Annotated in this window: 20 protein-coding genes; 13 read left to right on the top strand and 7 right to left on the bottom strand. The window is 45.1% G+C overall.

Translation table 11 applies throughout. The annotated features are described in order from the left end of the window. Positions 1 to 218: 218 nt before the first annotated feature. The gene (gene nrfA / locus L1D23_RS14565; protein ID WP_239868538.1) at positions 219 to 1607 is read left to right on the top strand and encodes an ammonia-forming nitrite reductase cytochrome c552 subunit; all 1389 of its coding nucleotides are present in this window, start codon (positions 219 to 221) and stop codon (positions 1605 to 1607) included. A gap of 68 nt (positions 1608 to 1675) precedes the next feature. Here the strand turns inward: nrfA and L1D23_RS14560 are convergent, their stop codons facing one another. Next, on the bottom strand, positions 1676 to 2206 hold the full coding sequence (locus tag L1D23_RS14560) for a tetratricopeptide repeat protein (protein ID WP_239867521.1): 531 nt from the start codon (positions 2204 to 2206) through the stop codon (positions 1676 to 1678). 94 nt (positions 2207 to 2300) lie between these two features. Between L1D23_RS14560 and L1D23_RS14555 the strand changes: the two genes are divergently transcribed. Both L1D23_RS14555 and L1D23_RS14550 read left to right on the top strand, forming a co-directional pair. After that, positions 2301 to 2645, top strand: a complete 345-nt coding sequence (locus L1D23_RS14555) for a DUF2956 domain-containing protein (protein WP_239867518.1) — start codon at positions 2301 to 2303, stop codon at positions 2643 to 2645. Beyond that, on the top strand, positions 2629 to 2982 hold the full coding sequence (locus L1D23_RS14550) for a DUF4156 domain-containing protein (RefSeq protein WP_239867515.1): 354 nt from the start codon (positions 2629 to 2631) through the stop codon (positions 2980 to 2982). Before L1D23_RS14555 ends, L1D23_RS14550 begins: the two co-directional genes overlap by 17 nt. Here L1D23_RS14550 and L1D23_RS14545 read toward each other — a convergent pair. Beyond that, complete coding sequence (locus L1D23_RS14545; protein WP_239837592.1) at positions 2979 to 3266, bottom strand: helix-turn-helix domain-containing protein; 288 nt, start codon at positions 3264 to 3266, stop codon at positions 2979 to 2981. The two genes, L1D23_RS14550 and L1D23_RS14545, sit on opposite strands and share 4 nt — an antisense overlap. Positions 3267 to 3479: 213 nt before the next feature. Here L1D23_RS14545 and L1D23_RS14540 point away from each other — a divergent pair, with 213 nt between their 5' ends. The 4 genes from L1D23_RS14540 to L1D23_RS14525 are packed head-to-tail and all read left to right on the top strand — an operon-like array spanning position 3480 to position 5837. Then, on the top strand, positions 3480 to 3827 hold the full coding sequence (locus L1D23_RS14540; RefSeq protein ID WP_239867512.1) for an ArsC family reductase: 348 nt from the start codon (positions 3480 to 3482) through the stop codon (positions 3825 to 3827). Between the two features lie 17 nt (positions 3828 to 3844). Further along, on the top strand, positions 3845 to 4978 hold the full coding sequence (gene dapE / locus L1D23_RS14535) for a succinyl-diaminopimelate desuccinylase (protein ID WP_239867509.1): 1134 nt from the start codon (positions 3845 to 3847) through the stop codon (positions 4976 to 4978). A 2-nt stretch (positions 4979 to 4980) separates the two neighbouring features. Then, complete coding sequence (locus tag L1D23_RS14530; protein WP_239868535.1) at positions 4981 to 5664, top strand: M15 family metallopeptidase; 684 nt, start codon at positions 4981 to 4983, stop codon at positions 5662 to 5664. Then, positions 5664 to 5837 (top strand): DUF2897 family protein, encoded by a 174-nt coding sequence (locus L1D23_RS14525; protein ID WP_239867506.1) that lies wholly within the window; start codon positions 5664 to 5666, stop codon positions 5835 to 5837. The genes L1D23_RS14530 and L1D23_RS14525 overlap by 1 nt, the downstream gene beginning before the upstream one ends. A 26-nt stretch (positions 5838 to 5863) precedes the next feature. Here the strand turns inward: L1D23_RS14525 and L1D23_RS14520 are convergent, their stop codons facing one another. After that, positions 5864 to 6640: a Zn-ribbon-containing protein gene (locus L1D23_RS14520; RefSeq protein ID WP_239867503.1), complete on the bottom strand. Its 777-nt coding sequence runs from the start codon at positions 6638 to 6640 to the stop codon at positions 5864 to 5866. A gap of 2 nt (positions 6641 to 6642) precedes the next feature. Continuing rightward, positions 6643 to 7188, bottom strand: a complete 546-nt coding sequence (syd, locus tag L1D23_RS14515) for a SecY-interacting protein (RefSeq protein WP_239867500.1) — start codon at positions 7186 to 7188, stop codon at positions 6643 to 6645. An 89-nt stretch (positions 7189 to 7277) separates the two neighbouring features. Between syd and queF the strand changes: the two genes are divergently transcribed. From queF to L1D23_RS14485, 6 genes are all read left to right on the top strand, one after another. Further along, complete coding sequence (gene queF, locus L1D23_RS14510; RefSeq protein ID WP_239867497.1) at positions 7278 to 8123, top strand: NADPH-dependent 7-cyano-7-deazaguanine reductase QueF; 846 nt, start codon at positions 7278 to 7280, stop codon at positions 8121 to 8123. Positions 8124 to 8138: 15 nt separating this feature from the next. Then, entirely contained in the window at positions 8139 to 10409 is a 2271-nt protein-coding gene (locus L1D23_RS14505; protein WP_239867493.1) for a tetratricopeptide repeat protein, read from the top strand. A gap of 110 nt (positions 10410 to 10519) precedes the next feature. Beyond that, positions 10520 to 12085 (top strand): GGDEF domain-containing protein, encoded by a 1566-nt coding sequence (locus tag L1D23_RS14500; RefSeq protein ID WP_239837567.1) that lies wholly within the window; start codon positions 10520 to 10522, stop codon positions 12083 to 12085. Between the two features lie 206 nt (positions 12086 to 12291). Further along, positions 12292 to 13653, top strand: a complete 1362-nt coding sequence (ppnN, locus tag L1D23_RS14495) for a nucleotide 5'-monophosphate nucleosidase PpnN (RefSeq protein WP_239867489.1) — start codon at positions 12292 to 12294, stop codon at positions 13651 to 13653. A 67-nt stretch (positions 13654 to 13720) separates the two neighbouring features. Continuing rightward, the gene (gene xni / locus L1D23_RS14490) at positions 13721 to 14512 is read left to right on the top strand and encodes a flap endonuclease Xni (RefSeq protein WP_239867485.1); all 792 of its coding nucleotides are present in this window, start codon (positions 13721 to 13723) and stop codon (positions 14510 to 14512) included. Between the two features lie 181 nt (positions 14513 to 14693). Next, a complete protein-coding gene (locus tag L1D23_RS14485) occupies positions 14694 to 15443 on the top strand; it encodes a DNA/RNA non-specific endonuclease (protein WP_239867481.1) in 750 nt (249 codons plus the stop codon). 74 nt (positions 15444 to 15517) lie between these two features. Here L1D23_RS14485 and hemH read toward each other — a convergent pair whose 3' ends face one another. The 3 genes from hemH to htpG form a co-directional block, all read right to left on the bottom strand. Then, positions 15518 to 16477 (bottom strand): ferrochelatase, encoded by a 960-nt coding sequence (hemH, locus tag L1D23_RS14480; protein ID WP_239867478.1) that lies wholly within the window; start codon positions 16475 to 16477, stop codon positions 15518 to 15520. A 133-nt stretch (positions 16478 to 16610) separates the two neighbouring features. Beyond that, entirely contained in the window at positions 16611 to 17255 is a 645-nt protein-coding gene (adk, locus tag L1D23_RS14475; protein ID WP_239867474.1) for an adenylate kinase, read from the bottom strand. 317 nt (positions 17256 to 17572) lie between these two features. Then, positions 17573 to 19477 (bottom strand): molecular chaperone HtpG, encoded by a 1905-nt coding sequence (htpG, locus tag L1D23_RS14470; RefSeq protein WP_239867471.1) that lies wholly within the window; start codon positions 19475 to 19477, stop codon positions 17573 to 17575. Between the last annotated feature and the right edge of the window lie 3 nt (positions 19478 to 19480).

Below are 19480 nucleotides of genomic sequence, written 5' to 3'. Positions count from 1 at the left end.
TTAAAAATCAACTTTGACTCAGATCACTGCTCTAAATTGATCTAAGGCAATAAAAAGCGATTCGTGCGTTTTAGAAATATTTCCTTTTATTACAATTTATTTCAGTTCTCCGATTCTTAATTTGGAATTAGCCTGTTCACAACGCTGCTAATAAACAGAATTATGGAGATAACACTGTGAAGAAATTGCACTGGATACCAAAATCTGCTGCAGCAATAATGATATTGGCAGGAACCTTAGCCAGTACTCATGGTTTTGCTGCATCTGATGAAAAAGAACTGATCGATCCACGAAATCAGGCCTATGAACAACATCACCCTGATCAGTACCAATCTTGGAAAGAAACCTCTGAAAGCGATCATATTGAAGATGCTCTCGCAGAAGATCCTAATATGGTCATCATGTGGGCAGGCTACGGCTTCGCTAAAGACTACAATAAAGCTCGTGGTCACTTTTATGCCGTGGATGATGTCCGCCAAACTCTAAGAACGGGTGCGCCCAGTGATGAAAAGTCAGGCCCAATGCCTATGGCTTGTTGGAGTTGTAAGAGCCCAGATGTCGGGCGGGTCATCGACGAGCGGGGGGAAGACGGCTATTTTGAAGGCAAGTGGGCACGACTTGGCGACCAAATTGTTAACCCCATTGGCTGTGCCGACTGTCATGATACTCGTAGTGACGCCTTCAAAAATGGTCAACCTGCTTTGAAATTAACTAAGCCCTATGTCGAGCGCGCTTTCCAAGCTATAGACAAGCCCTTTGAAGAGCAATCTCGCCTCGACCAGCAAGCGTCGGTCTGCGCACAATGTCACGTCGAGTATTACTTCACTGGGCCGAAAAAGTCGGTCAAATTCCCGTGGGATAAAGGCACTAGCGTCACCGCGATGGAAGAATACTATGATGCATTAGGCTTTAAGGACTGGACACATAAAGTGTCGAAAGCTCCAATGCTGAAAGCGCAGCACCCTGGCTACGAGACTTGGCGAGCAGGTATTCATGGTAAGAACAAAGTCGCTTGTGTCGACTGCCACATGCCTAAGGTCACCAAGGAAGACGGTACTGTTTACACAGATCATAAAGTCGGCAATCCATTTGATCGTTTTGAAGACACTTGTGCCAATTGTCATACACAAAGCAAAGATCAATTGAAAAACATCGTCTCTTCACGCAAAGCGCAAGTCCTCAATATGAAACTGACGGCTGAAAAGCAAATCGTTGCCGCCCATTTTGAAGCAGGTGAAGCATGGAAGGCAGGTGCAACCGAAGAAGAGATGAAGGACATACTGCAAGATATTCGCCATGCGCAATGGCGCTGGGACTACGCGATTGCCTCCCATGGTGTTCACATGCATGCACCAGAAGTTGCACTGGAAGTACTAGGTACAGCCGTTGATCGCGCAGCTGATGCACGAACTAAACTGGCCCGTTTACTCGCCACCAAAGGCATCACTGAGCCTGTCGAGTTACCCGACATTTCCACCAAAGCCAAAGCTCAGCAAGCACTTGGTATGGACATGGACAAAATGAACAGCGACAAACAGCACTTCCTAAAAACAGTCGTCCCTGAATGGGAAGAATCCGCACAAAAACGTGAAGAGGCGACCTACTAAGATAGAAGAAACCAACAAAAAACCTCCCGAGTTGGGAGGTTTTTTTAATTGAAAGCCTGCCAAAGCAGCTACAACATCGATTTTGCTTGGTTCAACGAATGAATAATCGCCACTCGGTCTAAATCTTGACGCTGTGAATCGAGTAATTGTGTCCATGTGTCAATTGCCTCTTGGTAGCGAAAGCTAATAAAATGATCATTGGCGATCAAGGTCAAAGCCGTCACATTACGGGCATCCAACTCCAGCGCCTTTGCCAATAAATGCTTCACCTCTTCAGTCATACGCTGGGAGCGTTCGAAGTAAAGCGCGGTCGCCTTTGCGGCAAATTGATTAGCACTACCTTCCGGGCTTAGGCGAATCGCATAATCGAAACAAGTGAGTGCCGAGGAAAAGTCCTGTTCATTCAGATAACCGTGTCCTAGTTGAAACCATAACTCAGCCTGATTGGCATCCTGCTTAAGCTGATTCTGGATATCCTGCATCCACGCATCATAAGTTTGAGTTGAAAGCACAGGTTGTTGAGCTATTGGCGCTTCACCCCGTAGCCATAAAAATACTGGGAGTGATAGAGCTAAGCTGCTCACCAAGATACGTTTCATTTATCCGCTCCCCTACAAAGGAATATCTTCGATGATAGACAGAATTATATCGTGTTAAGATAAGACTATCTTTGATCTCGCGGTAATAACCTTCATGAAAAACAAAGTCGTTCCTTCTCAGGAAACACAACAAGAAGCGATGAAAATCGCCAAAGCGACACAAAAGCCAGGCCAAACTAAAGAACAGACTAAATTCATTGCTCAGGGAATCGAAAAAGGCATCGCTCTGTACAAAAAACAGCACAAAGATAAAGCTCGCCAAGCGGATAAAGCCAAGAAAAAAGCACAAAAAGCCAAGCAAGCTCAACACTCTGCTATCGTCCAGCCAGAAGCCGAAACAGTGACAACGGTAGAAGCGCAACCAAAAACCAATATGCTACCATGGGCATTATTAGCCCTCAGTTGGATTGGTTTTATTATTTATGTCACTCAAATTTAGCCAGCTGTGCTTCATCGCTCTGTCGATTACTTTACTCGCAGGCTGCACAACCCCAATCTCTCAACTCAATAAGGATGCCAGCAACGTCCAGATCAGAATGGACAGCAGTTTCAATCCCGCGAACTGTCAGTGGCAGGGCGATCTAACTGGCAGTGAAGGACACTGGTACACCTACCTGTTCTACCCTAACGATGTCATGGTTCAGGGAGCGGTTAATCAGATAAAAAATCGCGCCAGACAGTTGGGCGCGAATACCGTTTATGTCGTGTCACCACAGGACTTCACGACATCATTTACTTTACTGGGCAGCGCGTATGACTGCGCTGGCGAAGATTAAGCACTGAATCCTAGGCTGGCAGCAATATCAGCCTCTCTGTCTAATACCCATTGGCTGTCAAAAGGCCCCCAGTCCGATAATTGATAATAACCATCGTTGTGCCGACGACCATCTTGGATGAACATCAGTTCAATACCAATACCAGGCAATGCTTTGATGACATCTTGAATCGTCCGGCGAGGCCAGCCCGTTTTCTCGATCAGTTTGGGCACATTTGGTCGTTCGAGGTTTTGAACCAGTAATGCCAAATATAAGCGTCTTGCAAAAACAGGACTCAATTCCATTGATACCTCCTATAAATTTCTAGAGTCATTATTTCTGTTTTGCTATGCGGTGTGTTGCGTTTGATCAATAACTCATCGATCCTCAACTTTTGAAACACATTTTTTTTGTTAGATGAAATATATCTGAGACACTTTTGTCTCTGATTACAGTTCCTGCTAGGATGCCAAAAAGCTTCTAATAACTTTATATAAGTCACTCTCAAAGGTTTAACTATGACAATCACCATGTACGGAATTCCGAACTGCGACACCATCAAAAAGGCTAAAAAATGGCTGGAAGCAGAAGGCGTGGAGTTCCAATTCCATGATTACCGTAAACAGGGCGTTGATAAGCAAATGGTTGAAACATTTTGCCAGCAACTAGGCTGGGAAAATGTGCTTAACAAACGCGGCACGACTTTTCGTCAGCTAACTCAGGAACAGAAAGACAGTCTGAACGAAACCAACGCCATTGATCTGCTGGTAGAGCAACCGGCAATGATCAAACGCCCAATTTTAGTCTCTGGTGATGACTACCATCTTGGTTTTAAAGCCGATCAATACTCAGCCATTTTCTCTTAAGCAAAAGGAATTCAAGGATGACAGACAGCCCTACTTTGGCGCTTGCAAAAGACTTAATTAGCCGCCAATCGGTAACACCTGTGGATGCAGGTTGTCAGGATGTGATGATTGAACGCCTGAAAGCTTTAGGATTTGAAATTGAAGTGATGGTGTTTGAAGACACCACAAATTTCTGGGCACGTCGTGGCACAGAAGCACCACTGTTTGCGTTTGCCGGCCACACTGATGTCGTGCCAGCGGGTAATGTCGAGCTATGGGATACGCCTCCATTCGAACCAACTATGGTTGACGGCTACCTACACGGTCGCGGAGCCGCCGACATGAAAGGCTCTCTCGCTAGCATGATTGTTGCTGTTGAGCAGTTCATTGCCGAAAACCCTGACCACAAAGGTTCAATTGGCTTTCTGATTACTTCAGACGAAGAAGGCCCGTTCATCAATGGCACAGTCCGTGTTGTCGAAACCCTAATGGCGCGCGGCGAAAACATCGACATGTGTATCGTCGGTGAGCCCTCCAGTACAGAAATAGTGGGCGATGTGGTCAAAAATGGTCGCCGTGGTTCCATCACCGGAGACTTAACCGTTAAAGGCATCCAAGGACACGTCGCTTACCCGCACTTGGCGAAAAATCCAGTGCATCAATCGCTCCTCGCCATTCATGAACTGGCTTCCACTGAATGGGATAAGGGCAATGACTACTTCCCACCAACCAGTTTCCAGATCCCGAATGTGCATGCAGGAACCGGTGCATCTAACGTGATCCCGGGTGAGTTCAATGTTCAGTTTAACCTGCGTTTCAGCACCGAGCTTAACAACGACATGATCGTTAAGCGCGTCACTGACACTCTCGATAAGCACGACTTAGACTACGAGCTAAAATGGACCTTCAACGGCGACCCATTCCTAACCGATACTGGCGCACTTCTCGACGCTGTGGTTGAAGCCGTTGATAGCGTCAATCAAACCAAACCGGCTCTACTCACCACTGGAGGTACCTCCGATGGCCGCTTTATCGCCCGTATGGGTGGTCAGGTAGTGGAGTTAGGCCCGGTTAACGCAACTATCCATAAAGTGAACGAGTGCGTGAAAGTGGACGACCTTGAAAAGCTGACCAAGATGTATCAGAAAACACTGGAGAATCTTCTGGCGTGAACATAACCCCTGAGCAGCTGACTGGCAAAGTTTCGACTCACCTGACTGACACTATGTTTGGTCATAAGGTTTTCGCCGTTCACCCTAATGTCGAAAGCGATTTACAGGCTTTGCGACAGGCAGCGGTTCAGGCAGGTTTCAATCTCAATATTGCCAGCGGGTTCCGCGATTTTGAGCGCCAGAAAACCATCTGGAACAGAAAGATGGCTGGTCAAACAGCCATTCTTGATCAAAACAGCCAACCTCTAGATAGCCAAAGACTTTCTGATTCAGAAAAGATTATGGCTATCTTACGTTGGTCCGCACTACCGGGTGCCAGTCGCCATCATTGGGGATGTGACTTCGATGTATTTGATCGCAGCAGTCTACCTCAAGATATCCAGTTGCAGCTTGAGCCTTGGGAATACTTAACGGGCCATCAGGCAGAGTTTTACCGTTGGCTCAAAGAATCGCTGACTGAATTTGGATTCTTCTTTCCATATGCAAGATATCAGGGCGGTGTCGCAGCAGAGCCATGGCACATTAGTCATGGCGCAACCGCATCGTCTTGTTTATCTCAGCTTAGTCTGGAGACACTTCAAAAAGAGCTGATAAACAGCGGTATACTGGGTGAGGAAGTGGTGTTGTCGAATCTCGAAACGATCTACAATCAATTTATCACCAATATCTCCAATGAGGTGGATTAATGGAACTACTCACCAACCCTTGGGTGATCATCTTTATCGTCTTGAGTGTCATCATAGGTAATATTGCCGCGCTGAAATACACAGCCAAAATGAAGTTTGGACAAACGGACAAAAAAACTCGCTCGCAGGACAAAGAGCCCACTGAGCAAGAAGAAAAAAAAGACCCGCAATAATACGGGTCTTGTTTATTTAAGATGCGCTATTTGATGTGATCCCAAGAAATATTGGAGACAATTCGGCATTCATCGCACTTAAAGTGGAAAATGTCATGCAGTGGCTCATCCAATAACCACTCTCCGCCGCACTTAGGGCATTTACGCTGTTTTTCATCTTTCAGACTTTTGCCACCGACTCGGTACTGATAGTAATAGGTCGGAATTTCTGTCACATATTCGATCCGACCACGTAAATCCCAGCCACGCTTGAAAAGGACACTGTCGGCATCACAAATTTCATGTAGTGCCGCATGCTCCGCTCGGCAAGCACCAGCCATCTGGATTTCATCGCATGCCTGCCACTCAGTCTGCCATTTGATGACCGCTTTATGGTCGCCATTGAGTGTCGGGCCATTACGATAAAGAGGGATTGGCAGTAAACTTTCACCACTGCGCAAAGGAGAACAGGTATGCACATAAGTGGTATAGAGCACCTGCCATTCAGGAGTTGTTTCTTCTGCCGCTTGCTCTGAATTCAAATCTCGTCCAAGTAAACGAGCCTTAGGTGCCAGTAAGCACGCTTCTGCCAAACGTTCGATGCAAACATTAACAAAATCCGAATGGTATTTAGGGTGCAAACTTTCCTGCTCAGGGCACACTACTCGAACAAAAAACTCCCCTTCCCCCATCACGATAGGGAACTCACGCCCAAGTACCTGACCGTTATAACGCAACGCATCCATCAGGCCATTAATCGCTTTATCGACAGCAGAAATTGTGGTGTTATCAAAACACTCAAACTGTAATTCAACAACGTACATGGTTATACCGCAGGCTCTAGGTTAGCCAAAAACTCCGCTATATTCTCGGCAAGAACATCGCGTTTATCAGTACCCAATCGTTCGAGAATAACGTTACCCGTCAGGTTACAAATGGAAATCACGTCCAATTCCGCATCAGTTGCTGCGATGAAAACCGTTGGCTTCAGTTTCAGACGACGCTGAGTGACAAGGTGGCCAAGAATGTTTTCCTGCAAACGAACAAAATCTTCATCACTCCATACCTGAAGTAGCGTCAGCTCATTGCCGTTCCAAGTCGCCTCCATATCCGCACTGTACTGCGAACCATAGAAGGTTTTAATGTCTTGATGGAGTGTCAGTTCGATACCGTTTTCAACATTAGTGAAATCCGCTGGATGCTCACGCTCATCTGCCTGCCATTCAACATAATCAGTCTGCTTTGCTTCAACGCAAGGTGACACGAGATCCACCAGCTCTTCGCTTCTTGGCAAATGTCCATGGGTGTCAAGACAGCTCTGACGGTACTTTTCACTGAACGAGCGCAGCGCTTGCAAGGCAGTTTCAGCCATTAGATTCTCCAATTGAGTCTTCGAATGTTCGCTTTTAACGACAGGATTGCGTAAAATTCTCGCCATTCTAATCCAAATCTATGCAAAGTATGAGCAAATATTCTGACGCAAAGGAACTGGCGGGATTAACGCTCGGTCAAAAAACCGAATACGCCAACCAATACGACGCTTCATTACTTCAACCTGTACCTCGTAGCTTAAATCGCGATGATCTTAATCTAGGTAATGCTCTACCATTTCAAGGCTGCGATATCTGGACTCTGTATGAGCTGTCTTGGCTTAATGAAAAAGGCTTACCACAAGTCGCAATTGGCGAAGTATCGATCCCAGCGACCAGTACCAACTTGATTGAATCCAAGTCTTTTAAATTGTATCTCAACAGCTTTAACCAAACCCGCTTTAGTTCATGGGATCAGGTTGAACAAGCATTAGCAAAGGATCTCTCCCACTGTGCTGGTGAAGAGGTTTCAGTCACTATTCGTTCTGTTGTCGACTATACCGACAGCGTGATCGTGACAATGGCAGGCGACTGCATTGATGATCAGGATATTGAGATTGAGAGCTACGAGTTTGATACCAGCTTGCTAGAAGGTTCGGTTGAACAAGAACACGTCTCGGAAAGTCTGCATAGCCACCTTCTCAAATCCAACTGTCTGATCACCAACCAGCCAGATTGGGGAAGCGTTGAGATTCAGTATCAGGGTCAAAAAATCAATCGTGAAGCTCTGTTACGCTACCTAGTGTCATTCCGTGAACACAACGAGTTCCATGAACAGTGCGTTGAGCGTATCTTCACTGACATAATGAAATACTGTCAGCCAGAAAAGCTAACCGTCTACGCTCGTTACACACGACGTGGTGGTCTGGATATCAACCCTTACCGCTCAACGGAACAAGCGCAGCCAACTCATAACCAACGTATGGCTCGCCAATAAGGATTACATTTAAGGATGCAGATTTTGCGCTGGGAACGTTTGTTTGGATTATTGATTTTATTACTGTCATCTCAGGTGATGGCTTCTACTGTCTATTCATCAGCCATGCTTAATGAAGCCAGCTCTCTGGTGGATATCGTACCTAAGCAATCCAAGCAACTTGCAACTAATTATCTCGCCCAGCGCAAGCTGACTAACCAAACCGAGCAGAGCCCGTCCGCCATTTCTCGGGATGACTCCGACAGTCGGGTCAGAACACCTGGTGGTACTATTGACGCACTTAAAATTCTTGCCCGTGCAGAATTCAACTTAGGTAACCCTGATGCTGCACTGAAATACCTCAACGAAGCTCAAGCGCTAACCACCACTTACCTACTCCCCTATTTAAGCCTTGATTTACAATTACTCGAAATCCGCTTGCGCTGGAAGATAGACGGAGATGCGGAAACGGCGAGAAAAAATATCACTGAGGTTGAACGAGCATTTGATGCTATCCAAAATCCGGAACAACTGGCCAAGGGACTCCATTACCAGCTCATTATGCTGAAAGCTGATATTGCATCAGCAGAAGGGGAGATAGAACTTGCGAATCGGTTATACAAGGGTGTGATCCCTTATATTGAGCAGTCCAATAACAAGCATACGGTGATCGCTTATCACATTGCTCTGGGTAAACACTTCCTCACCCACAAACTGTACAACAAAGCCCTTTCTGAATTACTAACCAGTTATTGGAGCGCAATTGAAGATACCTCAGGCATACAACTCGCAGAAGTTAACCGCCTTTTAGGGCAATTGTTCTATGAAAGACGCGTATTAGATAAAGCCACCGATCATTTCTCACAGGCTGCAGACTTCTACGACAATTATGAAAATTCGCCTATTTTGCCTCCAATTCTCAAACGTATGGGTGACATTTACTATCATCAAGGCAAATATAACCTCGCTTTAGTACACTACTTCAACGCTATCGATCATGAACGTATCCAGAACAACATAGAGAACGTCATCGACATCCGTTTAGCGCTTGCCGCCACCTATTTACAATTAGTGAATTTTCCCCTTGCAGAGCAATACCTTGAGCGTGCCGAGGAGCTGCTGACCTATGTCGATATTCCCAAACTTAAAGCACAAGCTCTATTGTTAGAAGCGGGACTGGCTTCCCACCAAAGGCACCCGAAAGAAGTGGTCACAAAAGCCACGAAAGCTTTGAACATTGCGATTGAAATCGAAGACCTTTCGATTCAGAAGCATGCCTATCAGATGCTTAATATTGGTAACGAACTACTTGGCAACTACAAAGCGGCATTAAAATACCTCCAGCAATACAACGCGTTGTCCAACATTGAACAACAGGAACTGGCGTTGATCAACGAGGATGATTTTAGACAACAGAAAGATGTGGTTGAACAGACACTTCACCTCGTGGAGCAGAAAGAAAAACTGGAACAAACTGAAAACGAATATCGTAAGTTCCAAAAAATTTCCTTTACGCTATTTGTCACCTGCGCGCTGTTATTTATCTTTTTACTGCGCCGCGGTCACATCATGAGTGTGCAAAAAGAGGAGATAGATGAACTCAACGACGATCTCTACACACACTCCCGTTCAGGGCTGAAAAACCTTCGCATGCTCAATGCTAAGCTGCCTGCCTCATTGGAGGCCAGTAGCCATAAGTTTGAGAAATGGCATGTCGGAGAACTGATCCATGAACCCCTAAATGATCGACTGCGCTTTGTCATGGTAGACATCCCTTTTCTGCGCAATATGTATTTGCAACATGGCTATGCCGATGGGCTCAAGCTTGAGAAAGCCCTCGGTCAGTTTCTCCAAGAAAAGGTCCAGCGCCCAGCAAGGATATATCATTTCTCCGATGCAAACTTACTTTACATCGAGCCCAATAGTGACAATACTGCCCAGCCAGAACAAGTATTTGAAAAGGTGCAGAACTGGGTGGATGAATTTGCTCAAAAGTATGCCCTCAATAATATTATTCGTATGGGTATGGCTGATTACCCATTTTTGCCACGTGCTTATACCGCCATCAATGATAAAGAACTACTGGACATTTTACTGATGTCGACCAGTGCCGCCCGTACTTTAAGTATGAAAGAACACTCTAGCCAGTGGGTGTATTTGAAAGCGATAGAGAACGCGCCTGCAGCCAGCCTAGCAACCGGAAATATACGTAAAGCATGTAAGCATTCCATCAGCCAGGGATTGATAAAAGTGCACTCTTCTTACAAGAATGAGGAGAGCATCAAAAAATTATTAAAAGATGAGTAAAAGCTACTCAAACAGCTCGGATTGAGCGTGACGCGGTAATTTTATTTGTTATTATCGTTTGATTAATTAATAAGATTTTTTTGATCTTATCTTCATAAGCATAGATTTTCATGGGCGTCCTCGAGCAAGATATTCAGTCACAGCTGCACAATCTGAAATCTCAATTAGAGCAAGTTCGATTGACACAAAGAGATACCTCGTTCAAATTTAAAAGAGAGCAAAAGGTATTGAAGCGCATCATTGCATCACTCAGTGACGCATGTCGTAGTGAAGATCCAAGACTCAAATCAGGGCTAACAGAACTAAGACAAGCCATAGAGCAACAAAAAGATGTCAGTGCCCTTATCCCGAAGTTGGCAGTGCTTGAGCGTTTACTCAAGCAACAGAGTGTGGCGATGGAAAAACAAACCGAGCATCTGGACTCCCAGATCAAACACAGTGGCGAAACCCTGCTACGAGTCACAGGCCTACCGGCAAAAGTGAAGCGTGACCTACGCGATTTGCTCAGCTATTCAAATGGCGTCGAGCGACCAAAAGCCGACTCAGCGATGAAGTTACTCGCGATTTACGAACGCTCCCTAAAAATCATCACATCCAACCCAGATACAGCCATCAATCAGATTACGAATAGTGCTGACAAAGAACTGCTATTGCGCCTTTCTGACGAACTGCAACACGTCATTACCGAGTTAGATTTCGAAGGTGAATCTGGTGACTTGCTCTCGGATATCCGCGCTAAATTACTGCTTGGAGTCAATACCCATGTGTTGATTGAATTAACTTTGCAGGTTCTTAAGTTGGTCATTGACGGAACCAAATATGAGCGCAAAACCTCAGAGCAATTTTTAGAACAAGTGAATGCGTCTCTCTCATCAACACTGAAAAGCTCCTCTCAGAATGTCGATCAAAGCCAAACCTATTTTGAACACCGTCAGGAAATGAATAGTGAGCTAGATGATCTCGTTTCAGAAACCAAAGCAAAAGTGGATGACGCCAGCTCTCTAGACTCGCTGCAAACGCAGCTCAACCCATTGCTTGCTAAACTCAGCTCTCTTTCTGAGCGTCTTCATCACGCCGAACAACGTGAACAAGCGCTGATTGACCGTATGAGTTATGGAAAAAATCAACTGGAAGCCTTGTTCGAAGTCACACAAGACTACCGTCGTCGCCTTGAAGATCAAGCTCAACGAATCCTGCTCGACCCTCTAACCAAAGTATACAACCGTACCGCTTTCAATGATCGCCTAGAACTGGAATATCGACGCTGGATACGGTCACAAAACAACTTACGTATTATCTTGCTCGATATTGATGGTTTTAAAGCGATCAATGATAGCTTTGGCTACACGGCTGGCGACAAAGCACTGAAGATCATTGCTCGCACGATAAAGAAAGAGCTGTCTGATACTGATACTGTCGCGCGCTTTTCAGGTGAAGAGTTTATTGTACTAATGCCAGACGGCTCTGATAATGACTGCTTTAGTACCATCCAGAATATTCAAAACAAAGTTGCCAAGCTGCCGTTCAAATTCCGAGAGCAGAACCTCGTCATCACCATGTCCGCTTCGAGCACAGGCTTTAAAGAATCAGACACTCCTGAAGAAGTGTTAGAACGCCTAAACCGTGTCCTCAACGAAGCCAAGACGATTGGTCCAAGTCAGCTTGTCTGGAAATAACCCTACTCTTCCTTCTTTCAGAAGCCATTCATGTCGTGATTGATGTAGATATATCAATCAGTTAGCCTTTTATATCTGTCAAAGCGTGCTAAGCTTGTTAGTACCTCTCGCTTTTATATTCCCAATTACCCCTAAGGTATATGCAGAGGCACAACAACTATAAGAAAGGTTTTGCAGAGAAGCTTTCTCTCATCAAGGAGGTCACTATGATCACTCATATCAGTCCGGCTGGCAGTATGGATCTGCTTTCTCAACTCGAAGTTGAGCGTCTTAAGAAAACGGCCGCCAGTGATCTGTATCAGCTCTACCGAAATTGTACGCTTGCGGTACTAAATTCTGGTAGCCACACAGATAACTCCAAAGAACTGCTCGATAAATACAAGTCATTTGACGTCAATGTTGTCCGCCGAGAGCGAGGCATTAAACTCGAATTAAGCCATGCCCCAAAACATGCATTTGTTGATGGGCATATTATTAAGAGTATTCAAGAACATCTATTTTCTGTCTTGCGTGACATTGTTTATGTCAACATGCACCTTGCAGACAATCAGCGTTTGAACCTCACCAACCCTAGCCACATTACGAATTTGGTGTTCGGCATTCTGCGTAATGCTGGTGCGCTTACCCCCGGTATAGAGCCTAACCTTGTTGTTTGCTGGGGCGGACACTCAATCAATGCCACTGAGTATCAGTACACCCGAGAAGTGGGTCATGAACTCGGCCTACGTGAACTTAATATCTGCACAGGTTGTGGCCCAGGTGCAATGGAAGGCCCAATGAAGGGGGCGGCGATCGGTCATGCGAAACAACGCTATTACGAGCAACGTTATCTGGGCTTAACAGAGCCTTCGATCATTGCCGCTGAGCCACCAAACCCTATCGTCAATGAATTGGTGATCATGCCCGATATTGAGAAGCGCCTTGAAGCTTTTGTCCGTATGGCGCATGGCATTGTTATCTTTCCGGGTGGGGCAGGAACCGCTGAAGAGCTGCTGTACATTCTCGGCATAATGATGCACCCAGACAACGCTCACCAACCTCTGCCTATCGTTCTCACAGGGCCGAAAGAGAGTGAAGAATATTTCCGCTCCATTGATCGTTTCATCGGGGAAACCTTAGGTGAAGATGCACAGCATCACTATGAGATTGTGGTTGATGACCCAGAAAAAGTGGCTCAAATCATGAAGCGCGGCATGTCAGATGTTCGCCAACACAGAAAAGACACTGGGGACGCTTACAGCTTCAACTGGTCGCTAAAGATTGAACCCGAGTTTCAACTGCCTTTCGACCCAACACACGACAACATGGCAAGCCTTGACCTGCATCTCAATCAACGACCCGAAAACTTGGCAGCTGCTCTTAGACAGGCCTTCTCTGGTATCGTAGCAGGTAATGTAAAAGCAGAAGGTATTCGTGAAATTGAACGTCATGGCCCATTTGTACTCGACGGCGATGCCACTCTGATGAAGAAGATGGACAAATTGCTACGTGACTTTGTTGAGCAGGATCGCATGAAGCTCCCAGGTGGCAGTGCCTACGAACCATGCTATCAGATTAAGACAGCCTGATCGCCGCTGGCAATCTATTTTTCATGCTTTACAATAAGGGCTCTTAGCCCTTATTTTTTTGATTTTTATGTCTATTCATCTTGTTATTATCGATGCATTGAACCTCATTCGGCGCGTCCACTCAGCACAGCCCGATCCTAACGATATAACAAGAACTATCACCACAACCACGCGTACGCTGAACCGTATTATCAGCGAATCACAGCCAACACATATCATCGCGGTTTTTGATCATCACCTACAGGAGAGAGGTTGGCGCGCAGAGGTATTACCTGAATACAAACAAAACCGAAAACCTATGCCAGAGCCTTTACTCAATGGATTGGATGCTATTCAGGAAGCTTGGTGGGAACTAGGGATCGATTCATTGTTGTCAGAAGGTGATGAAGCGGATGATCTTATAGCCACACTCGCAATGAAAGTGGCAAAGCATAACCAAAAAGTGACCATCATTTCGACAGATAAAGGCTACTGCCAGCTACTATCGCCTACCTTACAGATCCGTGATTACTTCCAACATCGCTGGCTTGACGAGCCTTTTATTGAAAAAGAGTTTGGTGTATCTCCCTCTCAGTTGGCCGACTTCTGGGGCTTAACAGGAGTCAGCTCTAGCCAAGTTCCCGGCGTCCCTGGTATTGGACCAAAAGCGGCTAAAGAGATCCTCAATCAATTTGATGACATAGAACAAGCTTATACCTCTGAGCAACTAGCGACCAAATATCGTAAAAAACTAGAGACACATATCGACTCAGCACGCCGATGTAAACAAGTTGCCGCGTTAAAAACGGATATTGAATTGGGTTTTAATCTGCAGGATATTCGCTTCACAGGTCCTACTAACCATGCCCCTAGGGGGTAAACTCAACTTATTGATTACAGAGAATATGTTAATGAAATCTGTTGTGAAATGCTTTTCTTTCACATAGTGAATATTCACATATTCAATACCACACTCAATATTGATTACCTTTCAACCAACATCACAGCACTACTGACAAATTGCTTTATTTTTCATAGCTCCAATAACGAGGAGCATAATAATGAAAAATACTATTTTACTCAGTCTTGCTGTTGTCTTTTCGCTACCAGTTACAGCACAAACCTGCGGACAACACTTAGACGTGGGTTTACCTTCCTATCATTCAGATCAAGTTCTTTGCCGCAGCGGCTACGCTGTAGGTTACAACTATCAGAAAAAAAACGCCGATTGGGTTGCTTATCACATCACAGCAGAGAGTGTGAATGCGAGCTATAAACGCAGTAACAGCTTTAAAGAAGATACTGAGCTACCAGACTATGCACGCTCAACTCTCAACGATTACAGCGCTTCAGGCTATGACAGGGGCCATCTTGCTCCCTCGGCCACCATGGACTTTAGCCAAGAATCCATGACGCAAAGCTTTTTAATGAGTAATATGTCACCTCAACTACCGGGTTTTAATCGTGTTGGCTGGCGAATACTGGAAGAGCATGTACGAGATTTAGCCAATGAGTATAATGAGCTTTATGTGGTAACAGGCCCAATTTATCGGGGAAATGAAGCGAGTATTGGTGATAATGTCGTTATTCCAAGTGCTTTTTATAAAGTCATTCTCGACCCATACTTTAATGATGCCATTGCTTTTGTCGTTCCACATCGTGATGTTTCCAGCAGCGAATTAGGCAACTTTGTCACAACTGTTGATGATGTTGAGCAGCAGACTGGCTTGGATTTCTTTTCCTTGATTAGCGATAGTGTTGAGGAAACGATGGAGTCCCAACTCTGGGAAATGTGGCCAACACCAGAATAAACAGTAAAGCAAACGCCCTTGCTTTAAAGCAAGGGCGTTATGATGACTGACGAGATTCTAGATCGGTTTTCTCTTTAGGTTTGAGTGGTTAACTCAACCATCATCTGAATATGAAGCTCATCATCGTTTAAACATGGAATGAAGTTAAAAACTTCTCCTCCTTCCTCAAAAAATATCTCCTGACACTGCTCTGAGATCTCTTCTAAGGTTTCTAAGCAATCGGCGGAAAAAGCAGGCGTCATAATATCGAGCTTCTTAATCCCTTTCTCAGGCAATTTTTCTAGCGTTTTATCCGTATATGGCTGCAACCATTCCTCTCGGCCAAATCGAGATTGATACGTCATCCCAATCTGGTCTTTACTCAAACCTAACTCTAGTCGTAGCAACTCAGTGGTTGTTTCACAATGCTTTGGATATATATCCCCGTTATCAGCGTAACGTTGCGGGATACCATGATATGAACACAGTAAATAGTCACCGCGTCCTTTATCTGCCCAAGAGCGTTTCACACTGTCAGCCAACGCTTTAATGTAGGTAGGGTGGTTATGATAATCGCGAATAACTTTATAACCAGGCATCACGGGGAGCTGTTTAAAGGCCTTGGTGAGACCATCCGATACGGCAGCCGTGGTTGTGCTTGAATACTGAGGGTACAAAGGGAGGACTATTACCTCTTCTACCCCTTTTTCTATCAGTGATTCAAGCCCAGACTGAAGGCTAGGATTTCCATAAGTCATCCCCAATTCAACAGGAATATCGATAGATCTCGCGAGTTTTTCTGCTTGGCGCTTGGAGTAAACAAGAAGAGGAGATCCCTCTTCCATCCAAACCGTCTCGTACAGTTTGGCAACTTTCGGTGAACGTATTGGTAAAATAACGCCATGGAGAATCGGGCACCACACCCAACGAGTCATATCCACAACCCTTTGGTCATGCAAGAACTGACTGAGAAAACGTTTTACTGCCGGAGCTGTAGGTGCATCTGGTGTACCCAGGTTAACCAATAATACACCTTGTTTTTTATTATTTTGCATAGAACCCTATCGACACTTTAAAAGAGGCTTTACGTTTGAAACTTCTTTATCGATCAATGTGTAGCGATAAAAAAAGCGACCCAGATAGGTCGCTTTCACTATAACAAACTTTTAAATTCTGCCGTTAGCAAAATTAAGCCAGTGCTTTCTCAATATCAGCACTTACTTCAGCAACTTGCTTAGTACCATCGAACTTAAGGTACTTAGTGTTACCAGCGTCAGCTTCTTTACCATAGTAAGAGATTAGAGGTGCCGTTTGCTCATGGTACACGCCTAGACGCGCACGTACTGTCTCTTCTTTATCGTCATCACGTACAACCAGATCTTCACCGGTAACATCGTCTTTACCTTCAACTTTAGGCGGGTTGTAAACAACGTGGTAAGTACGACCAGAAGGTAGGTGAGCACGACGACCAGCCATGCGCTCGACAATAACGTCATCAGCTACGTCAAACTCAATCACGTAGTCTACATCAACGCCCATCTCTTTAAGGCCATCAGCCTGAGGAATTGTGCGTGGGAAACCATCAAGTAGGAAGCCTTTTTCGCAGTCATCTTGAGCAATACGCTCTTTAATTAGACCAAGGATGATTTCATCAGAAACTAGCTGACCAGCGTCGATTACAGCTTTCGCTTGTTTACCAAGCTCTGTACCCGCTTTGATAGCAGCACGTAGCATGTCACCAGTAGAGATTTGTGGAATACCGTATTTCTCCATGATGAATTGAGCCTGTGTGCCTTTACCCGCACCTGGAGCACCTAGAAGAATGATGCGCATGTTGAATCCTCTTAAGATAATGATGATTTATACCGAAGCTCACTATGGTGTTCATAACAAACAACAGCCTTAGCTCACGGTAAGTTTCGGTATAACTGTTCTTTCAATTGACAATAAAACAGGCGTGCACATTACACGCCTGCTCACTTTGTTTCAAGATTGCATTCTATCACACAATCTGTTCGCGTCGCTCAGCTTACGACTAAAGAATGCTTAAACACTCACATTAAGCTGCAAACTTACGTTGTTTTATTCACGATTAGCGCAAATAAATCAAAAAGCCCGCATGATGCGAGCTTTTTGTTACCGTTTGACTATTAGCCCTTAGTCAAAAGCGAGTTGATGGCACCTACAAATTGAGATGGATCTTCCATCGAGCCGCGCTCTGCCAGCATCGCTTGCCCAAGAAGCACCTCCACCCAACGGCCAAATGCTTCTTCATCAGCTTCATCTGCCATTCGCTTGACCAGCTCATGGTCTGGGTTAATTTCGAAGATGTACTTCACTTCAGGTGCAGCCTGACCAGCGGCTTCAAGCAGCTTAGCCATTTGTGTGCCCATTTCGAAATCATCCGTCACCACAACAGCAGGAGTACTCGCCAGTTTAAAGGTCGTGCGAACTTCTTTAACGCGCTCACCTAGGTATTCTTTGGTGCGCTCAACGACAGACTTAAACTCTTCTTCAGTTTCTTTCTGCTTTTCTTTTTCAGCTTCGTCTTCAAACTTGCTCAGATCAAGACCCGCTTTAGTGATTGACTGGAACTGCTTACCATCAAACTCAGTTAGGTAGTTCATCAACCACTCGTCAATACGATCAAACATCAAGATAACTTCGATACCTTTTGCTTTGAATTGCTCAAGGTGTGGGCTGTTCTTCGCGGCGGCATAACTATCTGCGGTCAAGTAGTAAATCTTATCCTGACCTTCTTTCATGCGCTCCACGTATGATGCAAGACCGACGGTTTGTTCTGAAGAATCAACTTCTGTAGAAGCAAAACGCAGCAGACCAGCAATTTTTTCTTTATTGCTCATGTCTTCTGCTGGGCCTTCTTTCAATACAAGGCCAAACTCTTTCCAGAACGACTGGTATTTTTCTTCGTCATTTTTTGCCATGCGCTCAAGCATAGTAAGCACACGCTTAGTACATGCGTTTCGCAGAGATTGCGTTACTTTATTATCCTGCAGTATTTCACGCGACACGTTTAGTGGCAGATCATTTGAATCTATTAGCCCTCGAACAAAACGTAAGTATGAAGGCATGAACTGCTCAGCATCATCCATGATAAATACGCGCTGCACATACAGTTTGAGGCCTGATTTATGGTCGCGGTTCATCATATCCCATGGCGCTTTTGATGGGATATACAGCAAGCTGGTGTAGTCGTTCTTACCTTCAACACGGTTATGGCTCCACACAAGTGGGTCAGCGAAGTCGTGTGAAACATGTTTGTAGAACTCTTGGTACTCTTCTTCAGAGATATCAGATTTGTTACGTGTCCAAAGAGCTTGAGCTTTGTTGATTTGCTCCCACTTCTTCTCGCCCGTTTCTTTGCCCTCTTCGTCGCGCTCTGCAGTTTGAATCGCAACAGGGATACCAATATGATCCGAGTACTTGCCGATCACTTCACGTAGACGCCACTCGTTAAGGAACTCTTTGCCTTCATCGCGCATGTGCAGAATGATATCCGTACCACGAGACTCTTTTGAAATTGTCTCAATGGTGTACTCACCTTCGCCTGCCGAATGCCACTGAACCGCTTCCTCCGCAGGTAGATTTGCTGCGCGAGTACGAACGGTTACTGCGTCTGCAACAATAAACGCAGAATAGAAACCGACACCAAACTGGCCAATCAATTGAGAATCTTTAGACTGCTCTTCAGACAGTTTTGAGAAAAACTCAGCGGTACCTGACTTTGCAATCGTACCCAGATGTTCGATGACATCATCACGACTCATCCCAATACCATTATCAGAAATAGTCAGCGTATTTGCTGTTTCATCAAATGACAGCTTTACACCTAATTCAGCATCGCCTTGATATAAATCAGGATTAGATAGTGCCTGAAAACGCAACTTATCTGACGCGTCTGATGCGTTTGAAATCAGTTCACGCAAAAAGATCTCTTTATTGGAATAAAGAGAATGAATCATTAAATGAAGTAGCTGTTTTACTTCAGATTGAAAGCCACGAGTTTCTTTGTTTTGTGTTGCTGTATCGCTCATGCT

Source organism: Vibrio sp. Isolate24 (assembly GCF_022398215.1).
In the GTDB taxonomy this organism is placed as follows: domain Bacteria; phylum Pseudomonadota; class Gammaproteobacteria; order Enterobacterales; family Vibrionaceae; genus Vibrio; species Vibrio coralliilyticus_A.
This window is presented reverse-complemented; position numbering and strand designations above follow the sequence as displayed.